Here is a 22832-nt window from a genome sequence, read left to right on the forward strand (position 1 = left end):
GTGTACCATGTTTTAGTATAGTTGGTTGGTCAATTAATCAAAATACGTTAAGTTTTTGTTGTCTTTATCTAACCAGGCATAGCCGAGACCCATAATTAAGCCACCACCGATAAAGTTACCGATAAAGGCCCAGAAAAGATTATGAATAACATTACCAGCTGTGAAAGCTTCAATTGCGCCGTTCGAAGCAAAGTAAGCTAAACTGAAGGCTGGGAAGTTGGCAATCACGTGTTCAAAACCAAGGAACGCAAAGATAAAGATAATGAAAATAATGGCCGCGACTTTGCCGGCATCATCTTTCATTCGCATACTCACTAATACGGCTGTATTAACTACAATATTGGCGAACATAGCTTCAACTAAAATTTGCAGGGTGGTTTTTTCTAATTTTCCAGCAATCGATGTAAAGAAGAAACTATCTTTTGGCAAATCTTGGAACGGCACCGTAAGTGATACCAAGAAACCAAACAAGACGCCACCAATTAAATTGAATAAGATACAGGTAAATAAAATTTTTGCAGCTAAGGAAAAGTTGACTTTTTTACGATAGACCCCAACAGTCATGTACAACATATTCGAGGTACCAAGTTCGGCATTCATATATAAAATCATCACAAGTGACCAACTGAACATGAAGGCGTAAAGCATTTTCCCTAAACCATGAGAAATTCCTTCTCCTTTAATTGCGATTGCAAAAGCAACGGCTGTTCCCAACGTTAAAAATAGACAAGCAAGCATTGCACGAACAGCGTAGCGGGAAAAGCTGTTTGAGAATAAATTCACTTTCTTGTCGATGGATTTATCAATTTGTTCAAACAATGGTGAACCAGACTTCATTGTAAACTCCCTTTCATTCCGTTTTCAACTTATATTTTCAAAACATCTCCCCTTATTCTAATGAGGAAAAGTGTTTTTGTCTACCTTTTTTTCATATTTCACTTTAAAACCTTGACGTTTCCTATCCTATTAAGTATACTAGATTTTGTGTAAAATAATTGCAGCAGAAGAATAATAACTCGTCAACAGTTCATTGCCAAACTTGGTTCAACTGCGTAACCGCGGCTGCAAAGGCGAAGGTTGAAGAATGAACTGAACGAATATGAATTTTTCATCTAATTATTTTACTCCAAAAAAACTTTTATTTATTGGAGGAATTTTTAATGTCTCGTTATACTGGACCATCATGGAAAGTATCTCGTCGTCTAGGTATCTCTTTATCAGGTACTGGTAAAGAACTAGCTCGTCGCCCTTACAAACCAGGACAACACGGACCTAACAGCCGTGGTAAAGTTTCTGAATACGGAATGCAATTAACTGAAAAACAAAAATTACGTCATATGTATGGCATGAACGAACGTCAATTCCGTACGTTGTTCATTAAAGCAAGCAAAATCAAAGAAGGTAAACACGGTGTTAACTTCATGGTTTTACTAGAACAACGCTTAGATAACGTTGTTTACCGTTTAGGTCTTGCAACTACTCGTCGTCAAGCACGTCAATTAGTTAACCATGGCCACATCACTGTAGACGGCAAACGTGTTGATATTCCATCATACCACGTTGAAGTTGGTCAAGTGATCGGTGTTCGTGAAAAATCTCAAAACATCTCAACAATTAAAGAAGCGGTTGAAGCAACTGTTGGACGTCCAGCATTCGTAAGCTTTGACACTGAAAAATTAGAAGGTAGCTTCACTCGTTTACCAGAACGTGATGAACTTTACCCAGAAATCGACGAAGCACTTGTCGTTGAATACTACAACCAAAAACTTTAAGATTTCAAAAGGTCGAACTACGGTTCTTACCTTCTTTCAAAACCTTGCCTTTCTTGGCAAGGTTTTTTTCTTTGCCCTCTTTACAAAATTGTTTACTTCCGCTAAACTATTGTTAACCAAATAAAAATAATTGGTTAACAATAGAAAGTGAGGCTTCTTATGAATAAAGCATCGTTACGCTCTTTAATTTTAGCAGCAGAATTCGCTGTGATTATTGCTGTACTTTCACAATTTACAATTCCATTGGGGATTGTCCCACTAACCGGACAAACATTTGCCATCGGCTTAACCGCTACCGTTTTGGGCAAGCGAACGGGGACCTACGCTATTTTAATTTACTTCTTATTAGGATTAATTGGTTTACCCGTTTACGCTGGGATGTCTAGCGGGTTCGGTGTACTCTTTGGACCAACTGGCGGCTATTTAATCGGGTTTATCTTCAACGGCTTATTAACTGGTTATATTTTAGAAAAAACAACCTTTAACTATACTTGGGCCATTATCGCAAATATTGCCGGCGCCTTAGTTACCTTAGTTTTCGGTATGATTTGGTTGAAATATTCCGCAAATCTGCCGTGGCCAAACGCTTTCGCTGGCGGGTTTGCTCCGTTTATTATTCCTGGTATCATCAAGGCTGTCGCAGCTGCTTATGTTGGTATTTTAATTCGCCAACGCTTTATGAAACGTTTTTTAGCACACCTTTCTTAAGGGGAAAACTTTTTTCTTTTCCTTGTCTGTAGTACACTAAAAGGACAAAGGAGTGAAGTCCATGTCCTCATTATTAAAACGATTGGTTCAGTTGGTTTTGTTAGTCGGCGCTGTCTTGCTGATTCGACACTATGTGTTCTCCCCTGCTGCGGTGAACGGCTCTTCAATGGAACCAACACTTCATAACAACGACCGTTTATGGGTGACCTCGATTAAAAAGCCACAACGCTTTGATATTATCGCTTTTCCTAGTCCTCGCAACGGCCAACGAGTAGCCAAACGTTTAATTAGTTTACCTGGCGAAACAGTCGAGTATCGCGATGATACCCTTTATATTAATGGTGTATCACTCAGTGAAGATTACTTAGCAAGTGCTAAACGAAATGTCTCTAAAAATGAAAATTATACCCAAGATTTTACGCTAGAGACCTTAGAAGCCACCCAATCCCTGACCGTTCCAGAAGGCATGTATTTTGTCTTGGGGGATAATCGCCCGCGCTCAGATGACAGTCGTTACTTTGGCTTTGTTAAACAAGAGAGTGTGGAAGGTGTTTTGACTTTTCGTTATTATCCATTAGATAAAATTGGCTTTCCATAAAAATAATAAACCGCCCTCAAAAAGTTAGACTTTTTGAGGGCGGTTTAGCTTTTATTCACGTATTCTTGTTAAGGTCCAGTCACAAGATTCCACGTAACCGCGGCCTTGTATTGTTGCCCTTTAATACCTTGATTGGCTGGCACTTCAAGTTTGACATTATTGAAGGTGAAGTCCAACTGGTAAACATTACTACCTGTGAATTGCTTGTTGGCAATAATACTCATTGCCGTGTTGTTGGCTGTTAAGCTAATGGCACTCGTGGTACCGACCGCATTTTTCAACTCGGTTGGTTGATTGTAATTGGTGAAGCTAGAGACAGGTGCCGCCCCTAATAATAAGCGGGTCGCTGTAGGCAAGCTGTCTGTCGCTGATTTTGGTTGTGACAGTTGCGCTGTTAAGCTCCAATTTGGTTGAGTTTTCTTAATTCGGACATACGGATTCCGTGTGCCGTTACCGTAGTAATCCGCGGCTTGTTTCAAGTTGTGTTGTTGCTTACTTCCTGCAACGCCCACTTGGCCGAAGTCGAAGGTTGGCACACTGATGAAGCCTTCGGTCGTTGGTGTAACTACTTCTTGATCATTTGGACGAATTCTCACGAAGTTATCCACTGCACTATCTTTAATACCACCAAATACTACAACTTCTGCTTTCAAAACAGTGTTTGGTTTCCCTGTTGCGCGAGTTGTGAAAGCAACTGAAACTTTTTTGCCGATAGGAACGGCATTTGGTAAAGAAACCCCATCTGTCCAAAGTGTACTATTTACTGGGATTGATTTTGTCGTTTCTCCTTCTGGTGTCACTTCCATGAAGGTTGGGATCGTCAGACCAGCTGACCAATTGGGCCCTTTTTTCAAGGTGAGATTTTGCAAGGGTGCTTTGCTAGTATTCGTGATCGTTGTTGTCCAAATTACATTGGTATTTGTATCGATCACTTCTTTTGGTCGAGTTAATGTGACACTAGCCATCGGTATTTCTTCCTTATACATGGCGGTCATATCATCATTGCCATCAAAAGTCGCATTGAACGTTGGTGTTGTGGTTTTGTTCAACGTACTTGGCTTGGTTTTCCCTTTATACCACCCTTGGAACGTATAAGTCTTGCCACCTGCAGTATACGTCGCTGGTAAAGCTTGTGCCGCTGTGTACTTGAAGGTGTTACTGTTCATTGGTACTTGGTTACCTTGGGTGAAGCCTGTTGGTGCGGTAATTTTGGCACCGTTGACATCTACGAAGTTTTCGGTGACTTGTTTCCGTGTGACTTTGTAATTCATGGTTTGTTTGAAGTCTTGTGTCCCATCAAAACCAGCCAAAACGATCTTATTCTCTGGATTTCCTGTCGCACGAGCTATAAATAATAATCTTGGAATAGTGTTTATTGAGCTACCAACACCAAATGTTGATTTTATTGAAAATTTATTATCTACTCCTTTTTTAAAGGATTTATCTAACTCATTTAATTGACTAGGAGCACTATTGTTAAACACTGGGTCAGTCCCGACAAAGCCCACTGGATACACAGAAACAGGTAATGTGGTATTCATTGTTTCAATTTTGTCCACATATTTTAGTTCCGTTGTAATATTCCAGTCGTTGATTGCATAACTACGAATATCATAAATATCGCTAGGAACTTCATCAAAGTTTGCTGGAATATTAACTCTTGATTGGGTCGTAATAGTATAGACATTGGCTTCATTCGTATTTTTAATACTTACCAGTGGATTCATGGCGCCCGTTGTCACATATGTCTGGTCTACCGCTTTTCTTAGTGTCTGTGTGTAGTTTCCAGAAAACGTTAACGGTTCATTGAAAGCTTGTCCTTTTTCATCGACAAATTCTGCATGGAAACCTGGGTAAACCCACGTATCTTTGGGAATTAGTTCCTCATACACCACATTCAAGTCATCATTATCATCATACGTTACTGCATAGCTTGGCGCTTTCGTAGTTGTCAAGGCACTTGGTTTGGTTTTGCCTTTGTACCAGCCTTTGAACTTGTAAGTTTTTGTGCCGACTTTGTAGGTGTCAGGTAAGGTGCCAGCTTGTTTGAACGTATAATCATCACTTGTGATCACCGTTTGTTTTCCTTGGGTGAAACCTGTGGGCGGTGTGATTTTGGCACCGCTTGTGGCTACGAAGTTTTCGGTAACACGGCGGTTTTCTAAATAATAATAAACAGTTTTATCTGGGGTTGCTAAATTGTAAGTCGCTCCTACGTTACCAGAGTAAACACCCATTGCATAAAGTGTCTCAGTCGTATCCCAGTTCCAATAATATTGTTTGGTGTTATATGATGTATTACTGGTTTTACCTAATTCATATGCATTTGTACCAGGACTTGAACTAACAACCGTACTTGGATTTACAATATCTTTTCTGACCTCATTCGCAAGTGGATATTTCGTTTTATCCCCTGTATAAGTTGCCGTTGGTGAGATTGAAATGGTGCGATAGTATTTCGGAATTTCATGTGTAACACTTCGTGTACCATATGTGGTACCTTCCACAGACTCTGGTAAGGTATAGACTTTTTGTGGAATCGTTAATTTTTTAAGATTCGTTGTCGTTACATTGGTTCCTGTAATCGTTGAAAAAGGTGTTGTTGTACCACTTTTCGTTGTTTCAGACATCGTTGCTTTCAATGTGAAATTAGCAGGATTGATTAAATTACCTTTTTCGTCTACATAGCCAAAAGTAATTTCTTTGCTAGGTAATGTATAGGTTTTGGTGACTACTTCCTCATACACCACATTCAAGTCATCATTCCCATCATACGTCACCGCATAGCTTGGTGCTTTGGTAGTTGTCAAGGTACTTGGCTTTGTTTTACCTTTGTACCAACCTTTGAACTTGTAGGTTTTACCACCTGTTGTGTAGGTGTCTGGTAAGGTGCCTGCTTGTTTGAAAGTGTACGCTTCACTATTTATAACTGTTTTCTTACCCTGAGTGAATCCCGGGGGTGGTGCGATTTTTTGTCCACTACTATTAACAAAATTCTCATAAAGTTTTTTGTAATAAATATAGTAGGTAATCGTTGCACTATTATTTCCTGCATTAAATTGTCCTGTTGTTCCCACAAGATTGTCACTAAACATAATATTAGTACTTACTCCGCTATGAGGATTAAGATTAGTTATGCGCCACGTCTTACCAGTCGCTTTAGTAAAGTTATATGCTGAAATATCATAGTTGCTTCTCGTATAAGTTGTTGATGTATATGCTCTGGAAGTCATCACACCTGTTCGGCTATCTGGAAATGTTGTTTTAGGCGGCGTTAACACAATTTTATCAATTCTATTGGTGGTAGCTGTAGCAAAATTAATCGCAATGTCGTTACTAAAGAAAAGCCACGAACCCCCATTACTAGTGCCTACAGTTTTTAGTCCTGTATTAAAACTATAAAGTCCATTGCCAGCGTTTGTCATAGTTAAAGGATATCTTAACAGTGTTCCTTCAACTTTAGAGTTGGTTGATTTAAATAGTACTGGATTCATGGAAAGGCTCATTTGTTCCTTACTAGACTGTCCATCCTCATCGTAAAATTTTAAACTCCCTTTTAAACCTAAGTTACCAGCAAATTTATCCACATATGTCATTTCATTTCGTCTATTGACTGCACCAAAACCATTAAATCGAATCGTGGAATCGATATATTTTTTTTCATTGTGTATACCAGAAGTAATTCTTGTCTGAAAATACAACGTTTTGATATACCCAGTATTTCCAGAAGTTCTCCCGTGTAGACGATTAATAAATGCAGTGACCGTCCTAGTGGACTCTGTCCAAACAAAATATTCGCCACCACTATTGGCATTATGAGAGCCTTCCCCTAGAACTACATTTTGTTCCTCGGGGCCAACTTTAATAATAACTGAAGTGGGTCTAGTCATTCCTGCTGCCAATTTTGATTCAATTCGAATCGGACCAACAATATCTGAATTTGTGTCATCTGTTGTAATATTTTCAAATTTCAACCGATAATCAACTACATCATTAAGACGAACCGTAGTTTTATTCGTTGTCCCTGTAGCTGCCCAGACAAATGCCCTAGGCATAATTTTCGCTTGAACACTGGATGGTTCAAGTATATTTTCTTCTTGAATGATTTCTGTTTTTTCTGTCTGCTCTACTTCTTCCTGACTTGTGTCAGTCGTTACTTGGCTATTTTCCGTACTGGCTTTCGTTGTTTCTTCTTTCACGCTACTGGCTGGCGTCTCTTCCTTGGTACTACTTTCGGCGGTCGGACTACTTTCAATCGTCACAGTTTCCGCAACTGCCGTCACGCCCGAAAAGGCATTCACTAGCAAAGAACTACATAAGCCAATAGCTGCAAGACGTTGCCATTTATTTCGCTTCATGTCGTCCCCTCTTTCTATGTACGATTCCCGCCAAACCGATTAAGGCGAAGCCGAGAATGTTCAAATTTGCCTGACTCTTGCTCCCTGTACGAGGGAGCTGCGAGCCAGTTGTGGTGGTCTGTGTCGAACCACCACTTCGTTGATCTCCTTGCGGAGGACCAGCTGGTTCCTTGGGATCGGCAGCTGGCGCATCTGTTTTCGGTGGGGGATCTTTAGGAGCGGGTGTTCTCGGATTTTGGTAAAATTCAATCCCCACCGAACTAGAACCACCATCAGACGCTTCAACATTTATAAAAAAACTAGGGGAAAATAGTAGACACGCAATCATTAAATAACGCTTTTTTTTCATTTAAAAACCTCCTTTTGCATTTAAATATCTCTCACAACCTATTTTCATAGCTCTATAATAGCAAAAAAAAGACTCTTCAAAACAACAGTTTTTTCCAGTTGATAACCCTTATTTCAACAAGTTCCTTACATATCGTGTCTTTTAAGCTACGTTATTTAAAGGAAACAAGGGAAAACAGTAAAGACTATCCCCTTTTTCAAAAAAATCATCTTTAATTTCTTAAATTTCCATCACCTAAACTAAAGAAAAGCTCACAATGTTAGTAATTAAAACTAACATTGTGAGCTTTTCTCATTTTTGAAGATTAGATAATTCGATAAAATAACACTAAAACACAAAATGCTGTCTGTTTCTCTTATTGGGCAACAGCTAATTGATACAATGGCAGGAGTTGTTGATAGGTTGCCAACATATAAGCGCGTGCTTTTTCAGGGTTTTGCCACAAAGCACTATCTTTGGGAATGATGCGCCCAATTTCAAACTCACCTTTTTTTACATCTCTAAAACGAGTTAAGGCTTTTTCTAAATCCGTTTCTGGCAGCGGAGTAATTTGAGGAACCGTGTGATCCAAGGAAACATACGTATCTTCTGGTAATGCTTGGAATAATTGCTGATTCTCTAAAAAGGCTTGCGCAATCTGCTTTTCATTTTTAGGATTATCAATAAATGACAACCACATAAACACATAGTCGCCCCAAATGCCTAATTGAAAATGCGGCTGCATTTTATAGCCGCGCTTATTCGGACTGAGTGCGGACCAAGTATTTTCTGGTGGATACACGGTGCGACGGCGATGTTGCGCAATATGGACAAACAACTCCGTTCCTAGTTCAAGCGCTAGTTGTTCGGCAAAATACGTGTCTAATTCTTGAAAAATCGGTTGAATTTGCGCACGGATAACCGCCATTCGTTCATCTAATCCAGCAACTTCAAAGGCTGCGAATTCTTTTTCTGTAAACATCAACATTTCTCTAATTCCTCTCTCAACTTGTCTTCCGCTTCTATTTTTGTCGATTTTGCCATGTTTCCAGTGTCATCCCACGATAAACATCTGTGACAATTTTCCCTTTACTAATTCGGGCATTGGGCAGTGTTCCTTCGTAGGTAAAACCAATTTTCTCCATGACACGACCAGAAGCTGGATTGTCTTGATCATGTAAAGCAAAGATTCTCATGAGTTTCATTTTTGCAAAACCCAGTTCAACTAACGCCGTCGCGGCTTCAGGCATGTAGCCTTTGCCCCAAAAGGCACGGTTCAAGACATAGCCTAATTCTCCAATATTATTGGTTTCATTGACCCGCAAATCAATCGTGCCAATCATTTTACCTGTTTCTTTCACTTCAATCCCATATTTCCCTAAAGGTTCCCCCATAAAATATTTAGCAATGTTTTGTCGTGTTTCAGCGATTGTTTGGTTTTTCAAAAACACATAGCGGACCGTTTCCTCATCTGAAGCATATTCGTACATATCTTCTGCATCGGCTAATGTGACAGGTCTTAAAATCAAGCGTTCGGTTTTGATTCGTTGGTTTTCTGCAAAAATCAATGGATAATTCATGAGCAAAACTCCCTACTTTTCTACATACTTTACCGAAAAACAGCGAAACACGCAAGGAAAATCGGCAATTCCCTCGCGTGTTTCTTTAATTGGCGTTTAAGCGAATGATGGCAATGATCGTTTGAACAGCTTTGGCCATTGATTCAACGGTAATAAATTCATATTGCCCGTGAAAATTTTCGCCTCCTGTAAATAGATTAGGCGTGGGAATGCCCATGAAAGAAATCTTAGAACCATCTGTCCCGCCACGAAATGGTGTGATGATTGGTTCAATGTCACAACTTTCCATTGCTTGGACGGCCAATTCTACAGGCGTCCAATCTTTTTCGATGATTTCCTTCATATTATAGTATTGGTCTTGGAAGGTAATTGTTAGTCTGGGTTTATCCGCCAGTGCATTTAAACGTTGGACGTGTTTTTCCAAAAATTGCTTTCTCGCTTGAAAGTTTTCTTGATCATGATCCCGAATGATATAGACAAGTTCTGCTTTTTCAATACTTCCTGTAAATTTATTGAGTAAATAAAATCCTTCATTTCCACGTGTTTGTTCTGGTACTTCCTTTTGCGGCAGTGATTGATCAAGTTGTTCGCCTAATTTAATGGCATTTACTAACGAACCATAGGCCGTTCCCGGATGGACACTGGTTCCCTCAATTGTTATCACAGCTTGAGCAGCGTTAAACGTTTCATACTCGAAATGCCCCACGCGGCCACTGTCGATTGTATACGCAAAAGCGACTGGGAAATTCGGCGCATCAAATTGATCGGCGCCGCGTCCAATCTCTTCATCTGGACCGAAGGCGAGCCAAACATCCCCCCGCGCTACTTCTGGATGTGCCAAAAAATACTCAACAGCAGCTAAAATCTCGACAATTCCCGCTTTGTCATCTGCTCCTAAAAGTGTGGTTCCGTCTGTAGTAATCAACGTTTCCCCTTGATACTCTTTTAAATTGGGAAATTCAGCAACTGATAAAACGATGCCTTGTTCTTGATTCAAGAGGACATCTTGACCATCATAATTAGTGATGACTTGGGGACGGATATTTTCTGCTGAAAAATCCGCCGTATCCAGATGTGCAATTAACCCAATACTCTTCGCTGCAGGTTGGTTACCAGGCAACCGTGCCGTTAAAAAGCCGTTTTGTTCGTTATAATGCACATCGGCCAAGCCTAATTCATGAAGTTCTGTTTCAATCATTTTAGCTAAAACCACTTGACCGACCGTCGTCGGTGTGGTTTGACTGTTGGCATCTGAACGGGTGTTAACTTTCACGTAAGTTAAAAATCGTTCGACTAATTTTTCCATTTTTTACTCCTTCTTCCTGAATCATTCTGTTAAATAAGCATTGCGCAAGTGGAAATAATCCCCATACAAGTGATAACTAATGCCTTTCAATTTAGGATTGATTAGATAATTTGAGGCACTTTGATACAGCGGTACTTGGGCAGCATCTTGGTTCAACAAGATGTCTTCCGCTTCTTTGTATTCTGCAAACTGTTTCTCTGGATTATTGGCATTAATTGTTCGCGCATCTTCTACCAGTTGGTCGTATTTGGCATTATGATAATTGCCATAATTGTAACTTGATTCTCCTGCATATAAGTTAAAGTAAGAGTCTAATTCACTACTGCCGGCAATCCAACCTGAAAGAGACAACTCATAATTTTTTTCACGTCGCGATTGGTTCACATTATTACTTGGTTGCGATGAAATGGTAATTTCTAAACCTGGCAGATTTTCTTGCAACTGACTTTGAACATATTCAGCAATTCGTTTTCCTTGATCTGTGTCTGCCGCCAGCAATGAAAGTTTCACTTTTTTACCGACATCCGCTTGGGCTTTCGTCCATTCAGCTTGGGCTTTTTTGACGTCATTTTTCAAATATTCGCCACTGTATGCTCGGAAATCTTCATCTGTTTCTGGATTCGCATAAAGTTTACTTGGAATCAATCCGTTGAGGGGTTTTGACCCATCGTTTAAGACACTTTGTGTTAAGGCTTCTTTATCAATTGCTTGGCCAATCGCTTTTCGTAAATGAACATTCGCTAATGGCGTTCCTTCTTTTTTGTTGAAATCTAAGAAGTAGTTGGCCACATCTGGATGACTGACATAGCCTGGATCATCTTGATATTGTTGAACATATTGTCCGTTAATGCGAACTAAGTCTAGTTCATTCGCTTGATATAAGTTAATCCCAGTATTATCTTCTTTGATTGTACTAACCGCAACTTCTTCCAGTTTCACTTGATCCGCATCATAGTATTCTGGATTTTTTTTCAATGTCCAAGTATCTGAAGTCGCATCCCAATTGGCTAGCGTAAATGGCCCGCTATAAAGTAAATGTTCACTATCCAAGGCGTAATCTTTACCTTGCGCTTCGACAAATTTTTGATTTTGTGGCGCTAACCAAGCAATCGAAACGACTGCTAAGAAGGAAGGTTGGGCCTGTTTTAATTCAACAATGAATTCTTTGTCATTAGGGGCTGAAATCCCTAATTCATCGACTGACTTTTCACCGTTGCGTATTTCAAAACTATTTTTAACGCTGTCTAGTAAATAGGCATTCGGTCCAATCGTCGCTGGTGTCACCAGTTTTTTCCAAGAATAAACAAAATCTTGGGCCGTAATTGGCTCGCCGTTGCTCCACTTAATCCCCTCCCGCAAGGTAAAGTGGTACTTGCGCCCATCGTCACTAATCTTGACATCTTTAGCTAGAGCTGGCACCGTGGCACTATCATCATCAAACCGATAAAGGCCTTCAAATAAATGTTGCGCCATTGTAAAGGTATTTTTATCTGTTGTTTGTGTTGTATCCAATGTTGAGATTGGTGCAGGTGAACTAATACTGATTTTTTGTTCAGCTGCTAAATTTCCCGAATCTACTTTCTCTGCCGCTTCTTTGGTTCCGCCACATGCGGCTAAAAGAAACCCTGTTGCAATCAAACCTACTACTTTTTTCCCCAATTTCATGTTGTTGCCCCCTCATATTTTTTAAACAAATAAAAAAAGCATTCGTCCTAAAAAGGACGAATGCTTATGCAATCGCGGTACCACCTTTGTTGATCTCTTCGCTAAAAAAGATCCGCTCGTTTCCAGTACAATCATACTGTAGCGCTATAACAGGCGCACCTGAATTGGTTTAAGCGAACGGCTTCAACCAACCTGTTCAAAGGCCATTTTCCCCTTTAACGTCACTACCTCTTCTCACCAAACGAGGCTCTCTGCAAGCTATTTTAAAAAGTACTTTCCTTCTCATCACATTTTGTTCTTTTATTTGTTTCATCAATCATACTGATTTACGGATAGTTTAGCAAACATTTTCGAGGGCGTCAACCACATTTTTAATTTAAAACTTTTTTGTTTTTCATCAAGAAGGTCGGGACAGAAGTGTTTAGCTCCGAGAAATAAGAAAAAATTTCCGAAAATTGTTCTTTAATTTTTGGAGAATTTCAGCTTATTTCCGAAGGAGTTGCTTTTGTTCCCGCCGTTTATCAGCTTTTAAGCCTAGGACAAAAATCCAAAGTGATTTTTGTCCTAGGCTTTTTTTTACTCTAATCCTTTTTTAACATCTTCTATCATCAAATGCATTGATTCTAATCCACCACCGCTTAGATACCAAACATCTGGTTGAAGCATAATGACTTTATCATTTTTACCAGCATCGGTTTTTTGAATCAATTCGTTTGCAGCGACGTTATCTTTTGAATCGTCGCCACCAATTGCTTTGGTGCGATCTACCACAAAGAGAATCCCAGGATTTTTTTCTAAAACATATTCGTAAGAAACACTTTGCCCATGAGTGGAAGCTTCAATCTTATCGTCTGCTGCTTTGAAGCCAAATGTATCATGAATTAAACCGAAACGAGAGCCTTTTCCGTAAGCGGAAAGTTGTCCTTCGTTAACTAACACAACAAGCGCATTATTCGCGCTAGCTTCTGCTTGTTTTTTCACGTCAGCAATTTCTTTTTCTAAGCCAGTTATTTTTTCTTTAGCTACCTCTTCTTTATCAAAAATAGTGCCTAACGTTTCGATATTTTGTTTCGTTGATGCCCAAGGATTTTTGGCATCTACAGCTAAGTAAATGGTTGGCGCAATGGCTTTTAATTGTTCTTGATAATCTTGTTGACGACCAGAAATAATAATTAAGTCTGGTTTTAGTTGATTGATTTTTTCTAAATCTGGTTCTTTAATGCCGCCTGCTGATTCAACTTTTTGGTATTTTTCCAAATACGCAGGGATATTTTTAGTTGGCGCGCCTACCACGCGGTCACCGACACCTAGTGCATCCATTGTATCCAAGGAACCATTATCAAAAACAACGACTTTCTTAGGATTTTTGGGAACGGTTAATTGACCATTGGTGTCTTTGACTGTGACTTCCGTTTTAGCTGTTGTTTCTGTTGTTGCAGAATCTGCTGTTTTTTTATTTGTTTGACAAGCACTTAACATTAACAGTCCCATCATTGAAACTGCCATCATTGCTAAAAATTTCTTTTTCATTCTTTTCCTCCAAAAACGTTATTTTTAAATTGCCCGATTTAGTGATAAAGACAAAAGCGTTTTCCTTCAATTTCACAAATCCGGATATTCATTTCATAAAGATCATTTAAAATACTTGTTTGAATAACTTCTTCTGTTGCGCCATGCGCATAAAGCTTTCCGCCTTTCATGGCGACAATTTCATCTGCATAGCTTGCGGCAAAATTAATATCATGTAGAACAATCAGAATCGTTTTTCCTAGTTCATCCACTAAGCGTTTAAGAATCTGCATCATTTGAACCGCATAATTCATGTCGAGGTTATTTAAGGGCTCATCTAATAAAATATAATCGGTATCTTGGGCTAAAATCATGGCAATATACGCCCTTTGTAATTGGCCCCCAGAAAGGGTATCAATGTATTCTTCCGCCATTTCAGTTAAGCCCAATTGTTCCAGTGCTTCTGTTACTTTTTCGTGGTCAGCGCTTTTTAAGCGACCTTTGGAATAAGGAAAACGACCAAAATTGACCAGTTCTCGCACAGTTAATTTAAGTTGTACACCGTTGGCTTGTTTTAAAAGGGCAATTTTTTGTGAAAAAGCTGATTGCTTCCAGGTTTTTACTTCTTGCTTGTCCAGATAAATTTCCCCGGTATCTTTGGGAATTAAGCGACTCATCATGGCTAGCAGCGTACTTTTCCCAGCGCCATTTGGCCCAATAAAGGCCGTTAATTTGCCTTCAGAAATAGGTAAATCAATGTCTGAAACGACAAATTTATCGCCATATTTTTTTGATACATCACTCATCTGGATCATGTGCGTTGCTTCCTTTCTGCAATAATTTTCCATATAAAATAAACGCCCCCAACAAATTGAATCACCACACTTAGCGGGGTATTCAAATGGAAGACCTGTTCAACCATCAATTGACCAAACACCAGTAAAAAGACTGCTATTAAACTCCCTGCCACAAACAGTTCTCGGTGGCGATAGGTTTTCATGAATTGATAACTCATATTGGCCACGATAAAACCTAAAAATGTAATCGGTCCCACTAATGCTGTTGATAAGCCGACCAGACTACTGATCAAACACAACAACACTAATTGAAACTGATTCACAGCAATCCCCAAATTCTGGGCTTGATGGTTCCCTAAATGTAAAACGTCTAAACGGTAACTTTCCCGCCAAAGTATCCCACAAATCATGAGTACCGCCACACCAACGAAAACGAGATACTGACTATTGACGTTACCAAAACTGGCAAACAACTTTCCTTGGAGTAAGTCGTATTCGTTAGGATCCATAATCACTTGTAAAAACGTACTAATACTACTGAAAAAAGTACCTAAGATCATGCCAATCATCAATAATAAAAATAAATCGGATTGATTTTTGCGTAATAGAAAATACGATAAACTAGTACTTAAAAACACCATTAAAAAGACGTTCATCAAAAACGAGCCAAGACTTACTTGACCTAACGCTTGTGCGCCTCCTAAAAGAAAAAATAACACCGTCTGCACAAAGACGTACAAGGAATCCATCCCTAAAATGTTTGGCGTTAGGAAATGATTTTGCGTGACCGTTTGAAAACTAATGGTTGAAAAAGCCGCAGCGATTCCGACAAAAATAAAAGCCAATAACTTTTTGCCTCGTAACGCCAAAGCAAAGGACCAATTGCCATACGTGTTATAAGTTAAATAACAAAGGCTCACAATTACTACGGCAGCTAAAAGCAAAAGTAATGAAAGCCATTTTTTTAAAGGCCGTTTCATTGTTTGCGCCCCCTTAGTAATAATAAAATGAACAAAATGCTCCCTAATGTTCCGACAACCACGCTGACAGGAATTTCATAGGGGGAAATCAATACTCGTGCTAAAATATCACAGATTAACAAGAATAAACTTCCACAAATCCCAGTTAACCACAAGGTATTTTTCATATGATCGCCATAACGTAAAGACACGAGATTAGGAATCACAACCCCTAAAAACGGAATATTCCCCACCATCAATAAAACGATGGCACTTGCTAAAGCAACCAGCGTCAAACCTAAAAACTGAATTCGCTGGTAATGGACGCCAAGACTATTTGCAAATGCTTCACCCATACCAACGACAGTGAAATGATAAGCAAATAAATAAATAACAAACCACAAAGGAATCATTAAGAATAACCATTCATAATTCCCTTTCATAACTGTGGAAAAATTTCCTTGTAACCAAGCAGACATATTTTGAACCAATTGGTATTGATAGGCAAAAAATGTGGCAATTGAGCCTAGAATGTTACCAAACATCACGCCCACCAAAGGGACCATCACTTGATTCTTACTTGGTAATAATCGAATGAGCGCTAAGAATAATAAGGTCCCGCTTAGCGCAAAAATAAAAGCAATTGCCGTTCGATAGAGAAACGGAGCTGTTGGGAAAAATAACATTGCAACTAAAATACCCAACCTTGCACTATCGGTTGTTCCAGCGACACTAGGAGCGACAAATTTATTTTGTGTGAGTTGCTGCATAATCAAGCCAGAAATACTCATCGTACTACCAGCAATGATTAAACTCAACGTGCGGGGAACACGGGTGGTAAATAAAACAAATTGTTGCTGCGCATCTAATTGAAACAACTGAGAAAGTGCAATGTCCTTCACCCCTATCACTAATGACAATAAGCTGAAAAGTAATAGTAGAACAAACAAACCAATCTTTTTCATGAGAAAACTCCATTTTTATTTAATTGAGAATGATTCTCATTCTTAATTACAGTGTATGAGAAAACCATCACAAATGCAACCACTTTTTTCCTTTATTAAAAACTTCTTCTCAAGCCGACTGACCAACGACTTATCTAAGATATGCTATAATGGAGGGAAACGTTAGGAAAGGAGTGTTACTGAATGGCGAATGATGACTTACAACAACGTCTGGATAAAGGAATGTACGGTACGCCCCTCGTTAATCCTGAAGAACAACACAAATACATGGGCACATTTCGTGAACGCTGCCGTCTCTCCATGACCGTCGCTGAAATGAAAGATGCACAGAACCAAAAACATTTATTAGAAGAATTAGCGAAGCATCCTGAAGTTACAGTACTTTTAAATGGCGAAATCTCTTCTGACCTGCAAAGTACCTATATTAAATTATTAAATCAGCATGGCGCAAACTTTAAGATTGTTAACAATTTTGTGGAGAACAACCCTGACTCTCTCGGCTTACTGTTAGCTGAAAAACATGCAGTCGATGAACCTGTGATTGACGTTACAGAAAAATATCCTCAAGCAACTGAAACGCCAAAAGAAGAGCCAACAGCTAAAAAAGGCTTTTGGCAAAAACTATTTCACTCATAAAAAGCTCAAGGAAAGTTATGAGCGCTTCCATTTATAATAGAATTATGCTATTATAAAGATGAAAAAGAGAGGTATGCGGGTACATACCTCTCCTTTTATACCAACACCAGTTATAAGAACTGGTGGCTTACTGAGTTAAGTTTTGAATCTTAACCGTTCGGCCTACGAAGCTTGTGAACGGTTATTTTTTATTGTTTTTCGTTGCTTCAAGGATACCGAAAATCAGTAGTGCAACAAACGCTGCAAAACTAATCATCAATTCCAATGTCGCTTCGATTGACAAAAAATGCTCCTTTCGTTAAAGTGCATCGGATACACATAGGCATCACCTGCCTCTCTAACTCAGAGCCACCGTCATACAACTTTCATTGGTAATAGTTTTAGTATAACCTATTGGGTTCACCAAGAAAACGTTTTTATAAAGAATACCGCCAAAAAATCTATTATGAATTTTTTGGCGGTATTCTTTTTTATTGAACCACTTCTGGGTATAAAAGTTTTAAAACGTCCATTGTTAAACGGCGTCCTTTTCCAGCGTAAGGATACACATGCATGTGCATGGCTGGATTAAAGTTTGCTTCGATAATCCCGTACGTTAAGCTATCACGTGTGCCTTTTACGTCTTTGTCAGGAATGATTAAATCAATGCCACAAATTTTGGCTCCTAAAGCAGCTACGGCCTCAATGGCGATTTGTTTATAACTATCATCAATGACATCGGTCATATCAATCGAATCCCCGCCCGTGCTAACATTAGAATTTTCTCGCAAGTACACGATTTGCTCTTTTTCTGGCACAGAATAGATAGTTAAACCTTGTTCTTTCAACATTAGTTTTTCTAAATCATTTAACTGGATTAATTCTAGTGGTGCACGGTGATTGGTTCCCCGCAATGGATCACTATTTTTAGCGGCCACCAATTCTTCTACAGTATGTTTGCCATCTCCGGTAACATTGGCTGGCACGCGCAACATGATGGCTTTTACATCATTATCTAACACAAAGAACCGATATTCTGTTCCAGGTAAAAATTCTTCAATTAAAACCGCTGTGTCCTCTTTAAAAGCAATCCGTAACGCTTCCGTAAAGTCTTCCAACGAAGCGCCTTCTTTAAAAATGGTAATTCCTAAACCGTAATTCGTTGATTTTGGTTTCACGACAAACGCTTTATTGGCATAGCGCAAATGTGCTTCTTGTGCCTCAATAAAAGATGAAAATTCTTCACCGCCAGGCACATGGAAACCTGCTGCAGACAAAATTTTCTTTGTCACGGTTTTGTTTTCCATAATCAATGGTACCACGTAGTTATCTTTGCTAGTCATGTTGGCATTTTTGACGTATTCAATGTGCTCGCCATGTTGCAGTTTCAAAAATTGCTCTTGTTCATCTAAAATTTCGATTTCCAGACCTTTTTGAATCGCATCAAATAAGAAAATTTGTGTGGATAATTCCATCTCACGGAAACCAGCTAATTGATAAGGGCGTTCAAAGGCCATACTTTGATATTGGTTTCCAAAAATATTACCCAATTCACTGTTGGAGTTTTCTTGAATAATCGTCCACATTTTGCCAGAAACGGTGTCTTGTGGATTCCGCAGTTGTTGATAATACTTACCGACAACTTCTTTGCCTTTGCGAATGCCTAGAGCATCTAACATATCAATCATTTCTGAAAAAATCCGATCGCCTTCTGCAATTAACTTAATCGTTTCATGAGGATGACCAAGAGCCACTTGTTCATTAAAAATATCCCCAGTTTTCACCCATTCATCCGCTTCTTCTTTTTCATCTGTCCACAATAAATACAACATGAAATAATGTAAGAAATCCACGGTATCTTCCACAATGCCTAAACGTGAAAAAGGATTTAAGTCTAAATTACGCAACTCGATATAGCGAATACCTGTTTTAGGCAGATCAGACATTTGTTTCCCGCCACGTAAGCGCACAGGCGCATAAAATTCTTTTTCTTCAGAAAGTAAACCATTTTCCACCATGCGATGAATATCTTCTAAATAGCGTTCCAATGAGGCATACGATACTTTCACATTGTCATGATTTCTGTAGCCATACGTACTATTCCGAATACTGCGAATAGGTTCTTGCGGTTGGTCGTCGTAGACCCTAAAGTAGCCGTCTTCACTAACTGGCGAAGCCCCAAAAAGATACGTAATTAACCAACGATAACGTAAAAAGTTACGGGCAACTTTCATGTACACTTTCGTTTTAAATTGTTTGCAATCTGTCACTTCGGATTGTTCATCATATAATTGCTGAATCAGGGCTTGGTCATATTCAAAATTAAAATGAATTCCGCTGACCATTTGTTTTCGTTTGCCATACTCTTTTGCCAAATAACGACGATATAACACCGCATCATATTGATCTAATTTAGCAATTTTAATCTCTTCATCTTTTGTTGGTAATTGTGGCGGCATACTTAATGGCCACAGCATTTCATCTTCTGGAATCGAACGACGAGCCACATCGTGAATGGCATCTAAAAAACGAAGCATTTCTGTGCCGCTATTTGCTACAGGCGTGATTAGTTCTAATTGTGTTTCACTAAAATCTGTTTGAATATATGGATGATAAGAACGGTTACCAAAAACCGTGGGATGATCAGTTGTCGCTAAAAGCCCTTCTCGTGTACTACGTTGGTTTTCTTTTTCTAAACCAAAACGAGCCATCAATACGTAAGGACGAACATTTTTCTTTTGCATTAATTCTCTATAATTCATCTTGTCGCCTTTCTTTCTACAAACTATCTGTTTCTCTTACTATTATATAGGAAAACGAGTAAATATGCTGTTTTTTTGAACGTTCGCTTGGGAATTTTCGAGACACTTTTAGAGAGCGCCTTTTTCCGTTATACTGAAAACAACTAGTTTATAGAAAGTGGGGATTGCTCATGAAAAATCGTGCATTACTTTTAATTGACTTTCAAAAAGGCATCGAAAGTCCGACGCAGCAATTGTACCGTCTACCAGCAGTGTTGGATAAAGTCAATCAGCGTATTGCTGTCTACCGCCAACACCATGCGCCCATTATTTTTGTTCAACATGAAGAAACCGAATTACCTTTTGGCTCAGACTCTTGGCAACTTTTTGAAAAACTGGATGCACAACCTACAGATTTTTTCATCCGCAAAACACATGCGAATGCCTTTTACCAAACAAATTTAAATGATTTATTGACGGAACAAGCCATTCAAACGTTAGAAATTGCTGGTGTCCAAACCGAGTTTTGTGTGGACACTACAATTCGGATGGCTCATGGTTTAGGCTATACGTGTTTGATGACACCGAAAACCACTTCCACCTTGGATAATGGGCATTTAACCGCGGCACAAATTATCCAACATCATGAAGCTATTTGGGCTGGCCGCTTTTTGACTTTTTTGCCTTCAATAAATTGAGGGCTTTTCCAAAAAATTGTTTGTTCACTATGTTTTCTTGTCGTATTTCATGTTAGTATAAGGAAAAAGTGTTCAGTTGATTAGTTGAAGATTTAGAGTGTGGGACATAAGTCGATTAGGCTTGTCTCTCATGTTCTGTCTTTTTTTATGTCATCATTCACTAAACTAATAAATAATTGGAGGTATTTTATGAACAAATTTTTTACAGCCCAACGTTTAAAAGACACCGCCTATGTAACAGTCGGTGCATTCATTTTGGCCATTTCAATCAATGCGGTCTTATTGCCAAATAAACTTGTCGCAGGCGGAGCCAATGGCATTAGTATTGTTATTAATTATGTTTTCGGGATTAGTCCCGCCATTGTTCTTTACGCCATCAATATTCCTCTTTTAGTGCTTTGTTTCTTACTTCTTGGGAAAGAGGTCGGTGTCAAAACCATTTATGGCAGTCTTATTTATCCATTTTTTGTAGGAATTACTTCGGGGATGCCTGTTTTAACACATAATATTTTTCTAGCAGCATTATTTGGCGGTATTATTACAGGTGCTGGCCTAGGCTTGGTTTTCCGTGGCAATGCCTCAACTGGTGGTACAGCAATCATTTCACAAATTGTCAATAAATACTTCAAAGTTTCCTTAGGTATTGCTATTTTATTCGTCGATGGTTTAGTCATTTTATCAGCAATGTATGCTTTTAATGCAGATATTGTGTTATTCTCTTTAATTTGTTTATTTACAATTGGTCGTGTCGTTGACATGATTCAAGTTGGTCTGGTTCGCTCGAAGAATGTGATGATTATTTCACCAAAATATGTCGCTATTCAAGAACGCTTATTACGTGAACTAGATAAAGGTGTGACCTTGGTGCCAATCGAAGGCGGTTATCGAAGCGCGAAAGGCATGCTCTTAATGACTGTCATTCGTGAAAAAGATTTTCCCCGCTTAAAAGAAGCCATTCTTGATATTGATGAAGAAGCTTTTTTGATTTCAATGAGTGCGAGTGAAGTCTACGGAAAAGGATTTAGCTTGAAAAAAGTAGCTGATTCTTATGGCGTTGAAGCTACTAATGCCAATAATTTACAATAGTTTTTTGTAGGAAAAGAGCCGCAAAATCTGTAGAGATTTTGCGGCTCTTTTTACATCTTCATCCAGACAGGTTCTAAGCTATTGCCATCCAAATCTTGCACTTCTAAGCCATACATTTGCTCTTCTGGTATTCCCATATCAACTCGGTAACAGTTGCCTCCGTTAGCTTTGGCGGTTTCGCCAAACTGTTTTACGGCTTCGGCACTCTCTAAACTAAAGGAAATTAATGCCCCACTGGTTGTTTGCGCATCAATAATTTGCTTTTCTTGGATAAATTTTCCATAAAAGTCATGGTTCAACAACATAATCCAAAATTGATCATCCCACATCATCGAACTAGCTTCCTCTGTTGAAAATTCCTCGTTCTTTTTGAATCCAAGTTTTTCATAAAATGCTGTAGAACGTTGGACATCCGCTACTGGGAAGTTAACAAAAACCATTGTGCCCATGTGATTCATCCCTTTCTTTTAATCATCTACGACAGCTAACTGTGCGTTGCGACAAAATCAACAAGCTTGTTTGATTTATACTAGCATATTCATAAAAGAAATGTTACTAAAACGTTTTCTTAAGGTAATTCTCGATAAGCCAAGTGCTGAATGATTTCACTATGTTGTGGATAATCGTTTAACAATTCCGCTTGAGTAAATAACTCGAAATCTTCAAACTCAAAGCCTGGTGTAACCACACAACTGACTAACGCAAATCCTGTCGCTACTGTAGAGCCAAAGATTGTGCCGGCAGGAACTGAGAACGAAAGCTGTTGTCCTTGAACTAAGTCTTTCCCTAACTGAACAGCTTGATACGTTCCATCAGGAAAAATACAGTGAACGGTTAACGGCTGACCATCGTGAAAAAACCATAATTCATCCGCTTTTAAACGATGAAAATGTGACGGACTTTCTGTATTTAATAGAAACAAAATCGCTGTATGCAACGCCCGTTCGCCTCGTTTGGTCGGAATCAATTGTTCACTTTTATTGGTTTGTTTAAAATAACCGCCCTCAGGATGCGCTTCTAATCCTAACTTCTCAATCCACATTTGTTCTGTCATCTTCTCCCTCACTCCTTCATTTTTTTCAGAAACGATTTAGGAAGAACTTAGAACATCCGTCCTAATCCTAAAATAAACGGCGGGACAGGAGTA

Annotated in this window: 21 protein-coding genes and 1 other annotated feature; of the genes, 6 read left to right on the forward strand and 15 right to left on the reverse strand. The window is 39.0% G+C overall.

What is annotated here, in order from left to right; genetic code table 11:
• Nucleotides 1-33 precede the first annotated feature (33 nt).
• Nucleotides 34-837, reverse strand: coding sequence for a formate/nitrite transporter family protein (locus IGJ63_RS12005; RefSeq protein ID WP_002375588.1), 804 nt, complete (start codon nt 835-837; stop codon nt 34-36).
• A gap of 323 nt (nt 838-1160) precedes the next feature.
• On the opposite strand from IGJ63_RS12005, the gene rpsD reads away from it, so the two are divergent.
• The 3 genes from rpsD to lepB all read left to right on the forward strand — a co-directional run bounded on the left by rpsD (nt 1161) and on the right by lepB (nt 3078).
• The gene (gene rpsD / locus IGJ63_RS12010; RefSeq protein WP_002365342.1) at nt 1161-1772 is read left to right on the forward strand and encodes a 30S ribosomal protein S4; all 612 of its coding nucleotides are present in this window, start codon (nt 1161-1163) and stop codon (nt 1770-1772) included.
• A gap of 159 nt (nt 1773-1931) precedes the next feature.
• Nucleotides 1932-2480, forward strand: coding sequence for a biotin transporter BioY (locus IGJ63_RS12015; protein WP_002354975.1), 549 nt, complete (start codon nt 1932-1934; stop codon nt 2478-2480).
• Nucleotides 2481-2541: 61 nt separating this feature from the next.
• Nucleotides 2542-3078 carry a signal peptidase I gene (lepB, locus tag IGJ63_RS12020; RefSeq protein ID WP_438746534.1) on the forward strand — a complete coding sequence of 179 codons (537 nt, stop codon included), beginning with the start codon at nt 2542-2544 and terminating at the stop codon, nt 3076-3078.
• A gap of 68 nt (nt 3079-3146) precedes the next feature.
• Here lepB and IGJ63_RS12025 read toward each other — a convergent pair whose 3' ends face one another.
• From IGJ63_RS12025 to IGJ63_RS12070, 10 genes are all read right to left on the reverse strand, one after another.
• A complete protein-coding gene (locus tag IGJ63_RS12025) occupies nt 3147-7436 on the reverse strand; it encodes a WxL domain-containing protein (protein ID WP_174115856.1) in 4290 nt (1429 codons plus the stop codon).
• Entirely contained in the window at nt 7423-7785 is a 363-nt protein-coding gene (locus tag IGJ63_RS12030) for an LPXTG cell wall anchor domain-containing protein (RefSeq protein ID WP_002378953.1), read from the reverse strand. The genes IGJ63_RS12025 and IGJ63_RS12030 overlap by 14 nt, the downstream gene beginning before the upstream one ends.
• A 355-nt stretch (nt 7786-8140) precedes the next feature.
• A complete protein-coding gene (locus IGJ63_RS12035) occupies nt 8141-8752 on the reverse strand; it encodes a YktB family protein (protein WP_086318153.1) in 612 nt (203 codons plus the stop codon).
• A gap of 34 nt (nt 8753-8786) precedes the next feature.
• Complete coding sequence (locus IGJ63_RS12040) at nt 8787-9344, reverse strand: GNAT family N-acetyltransferase (protein ID WP_086318152.1); 558 nt, start codon at nt 9342-9344, stop codon at nt 8787-8789.
• Nucleotides 9345-9429: 85 nt separating this feature from the next.
• Complete coding sequence (gene pepT, locus IGJ63_RS12045) at nt 9430-10650, reverse strand: peptidase T (RefSeq protein ID WP_086318151.1); 1221 nt, start codon at nt 10648-10650, stop codon at nt 9430-9432.
• 21 nt (nt 10651-10671) lie between these two features.
• Nucleotides 10672-12315 carry a peptide ABC transporter substrate-binding protein gene (locus IGJ63_RS12050; protein ID WP_002359061.1) on the reverse strand — a complete coding sequence of 548 codons (1644 nt, stop codon included), beginning with the start codon at nt 12313-12315 and terminating at the stop codon, nt 10672-10674.
• Between the two features lie 49 nt (nt 12316-12364).
• Nucleotides 12365-12610: a binding site (T-box leader), on the reverse strand.
• Between the two features lie 281 nt (nt 12611-12891).
• Nucleotides 12892-13845, reverse strand: a complete 954-nt coding sequence (locus IGJ63_RS12055) for a siderophore ABC transporter substrate-binding protein (RefSeq protein ID WP_002375576.1) — start codon at nt 13843-13845, stop codon at nt 12892-12894.
• 38 nt (nt 13846-13883) lie between these two features.
• Nucleotides 13884-14639 carry an iron ABC transporter ATP-binding protein gene (locus IGJ63_RS12060; RefSeq protein WP_002354962.1) on the reverse strand — a complete coding sequence of 252 codons (756 nt, stop codon included), beginning with the start codon at nt 14637-14639 and terminating at the stop codon, nt 13884-13886.
• Complete coding sequence (locus IGJ63_RS12065) at nt 14636-15601, reverse strand: iron chelate uptake ABC transporter family permease subunit (RefSeq protein ID WP_002371665.1); 966 nt, start codon at nt 15599-15601, stop codon at nt 14636-14638. The genes IGJ63_RS12060 and IGJ63_RS12065 overlap by 4 nt, the downstream gene beginning before the upstream one ends.
• Complete coding sequence (locus tag IGJ63_RS12070) at nt 15598-16545, reverse strand: ABC transporter permease (protein WP_142963899.1); 948 nt, start codon at nt 16543-16545, stop codon at nt 15598-15600. Before IGJ63_RS12070 ends, IGJ63_RS12065 begins: the two co-directional genes overlap by 4 nt.
• Nucleotides 16546-16728: 183 nt before the next feature.
• Between IGJ63_RS12070 and IGJ63_RS12075 the strand changes: the two genes are divergently transcribed.
• On the forward strand, nt 16729-17181 hold the full coding sequence (locus IGJ63_RS12075; protein ID WP_002354958.1) for a YueI family protein: 453 nt from the start codon (nt 16729-16731) through the stop codon (nt 17179-17181).
• Between the two features lie 181 nt (nt 17182-17362).
• On the opposite strand, the gene IGJ63_RS12080 is transcribed toward IGJ63_RS12075, so the two are convergent.
• Complete coding sequence (locus tag IGJ63_RS12080; protein WP_228088368.1) at nt 17363-17464, reverse strand: putative holin-like toxin; 102 nt, start codon at nt 17462-17464, stop codon at nt 17363-17365.
• Nucleotides 17465-17651: 187 nt separating this feature from the next.
• A complete protein-coding gene (gene gshAB, locus IGJ63_RS12085; RefSeq protein ID WP_002368430.1) occupies nt 17652-19922 on the reverse strand; it encodes a bifunctional glutamate--cysteine ligase/glutathione synthetase in 2271 nt (756 codons plus the stop codon).
• A gap of 170 nt (nt 19923-20092) precedes the next feature.
• On the opposite strand from gshAB, the gene IGJ63_RS12090 reads away from it, so the two are divergent.
• Both IGJ63_RS12090 and IGJ63_RS12095 read left to right on the forward strand, forming a co-directional pair.
• Nucleotides 20093-20599 (forward strand): cysteine hydrolase family protein, encoded by a 507-nt coding sequence (locus tag IGJ63_RS12090; RefSeq protein ID WP_033601324.1) that lies wholly within the window; start codon nt 20093-20095, stop codon nt 20597-20599.
• A gap of 189 nt (nt 20600-20788) precedes the next feature.
• Complete coding sequence (locus IGJ63_RS12095) at nt 20789-21685, forward strand: YitT family protein (protein ID WP_002368434.1); 897 nt, start codon at nt 20789-20791, stop codon at nt 21683-21685.
• 50 nt (nt 21686-21735) lie between these two features.
• On the opposite strand, the gene IGJ63_RS12100 is transcribed toward IGJ63_RS12095, so the two are convergent.
• Nucleotides 21736-22134, reverse strand: a complete 399-nt coding sequence (locus tag IGJ63_RS12100; RefSeq protein WP_002354951.1) for a VOC family protein — start codon at nt 22132-22134, stop codon at nt 21736-21738.
• Between the two features lie 119 nt (nt 22135-22253).
• The gene (locus tag IGJ63_RS12105) at nt 22254-22739 is read right to left on the reverse strand and encodes a cupin domain-containing protein (RefSeq protein WP_002381091.1); all 486 of its coding nucleotides are present in this window, start codon (nt 22737-22739) and stop codon (nt 22254-22256) included.
• Nucleotides 22740-22832: the final 93 nt, after the last annotated feature.

This window comes from Enterococcus sp. DIV1375a (assembly GCF_051712205.1).
Taxonomy (GTDB): Bacteria; Bacillota; Bacilli; order Lactobacillales; family Enterococcaceae; genus Enterococcus; species Enterococcus faecalis.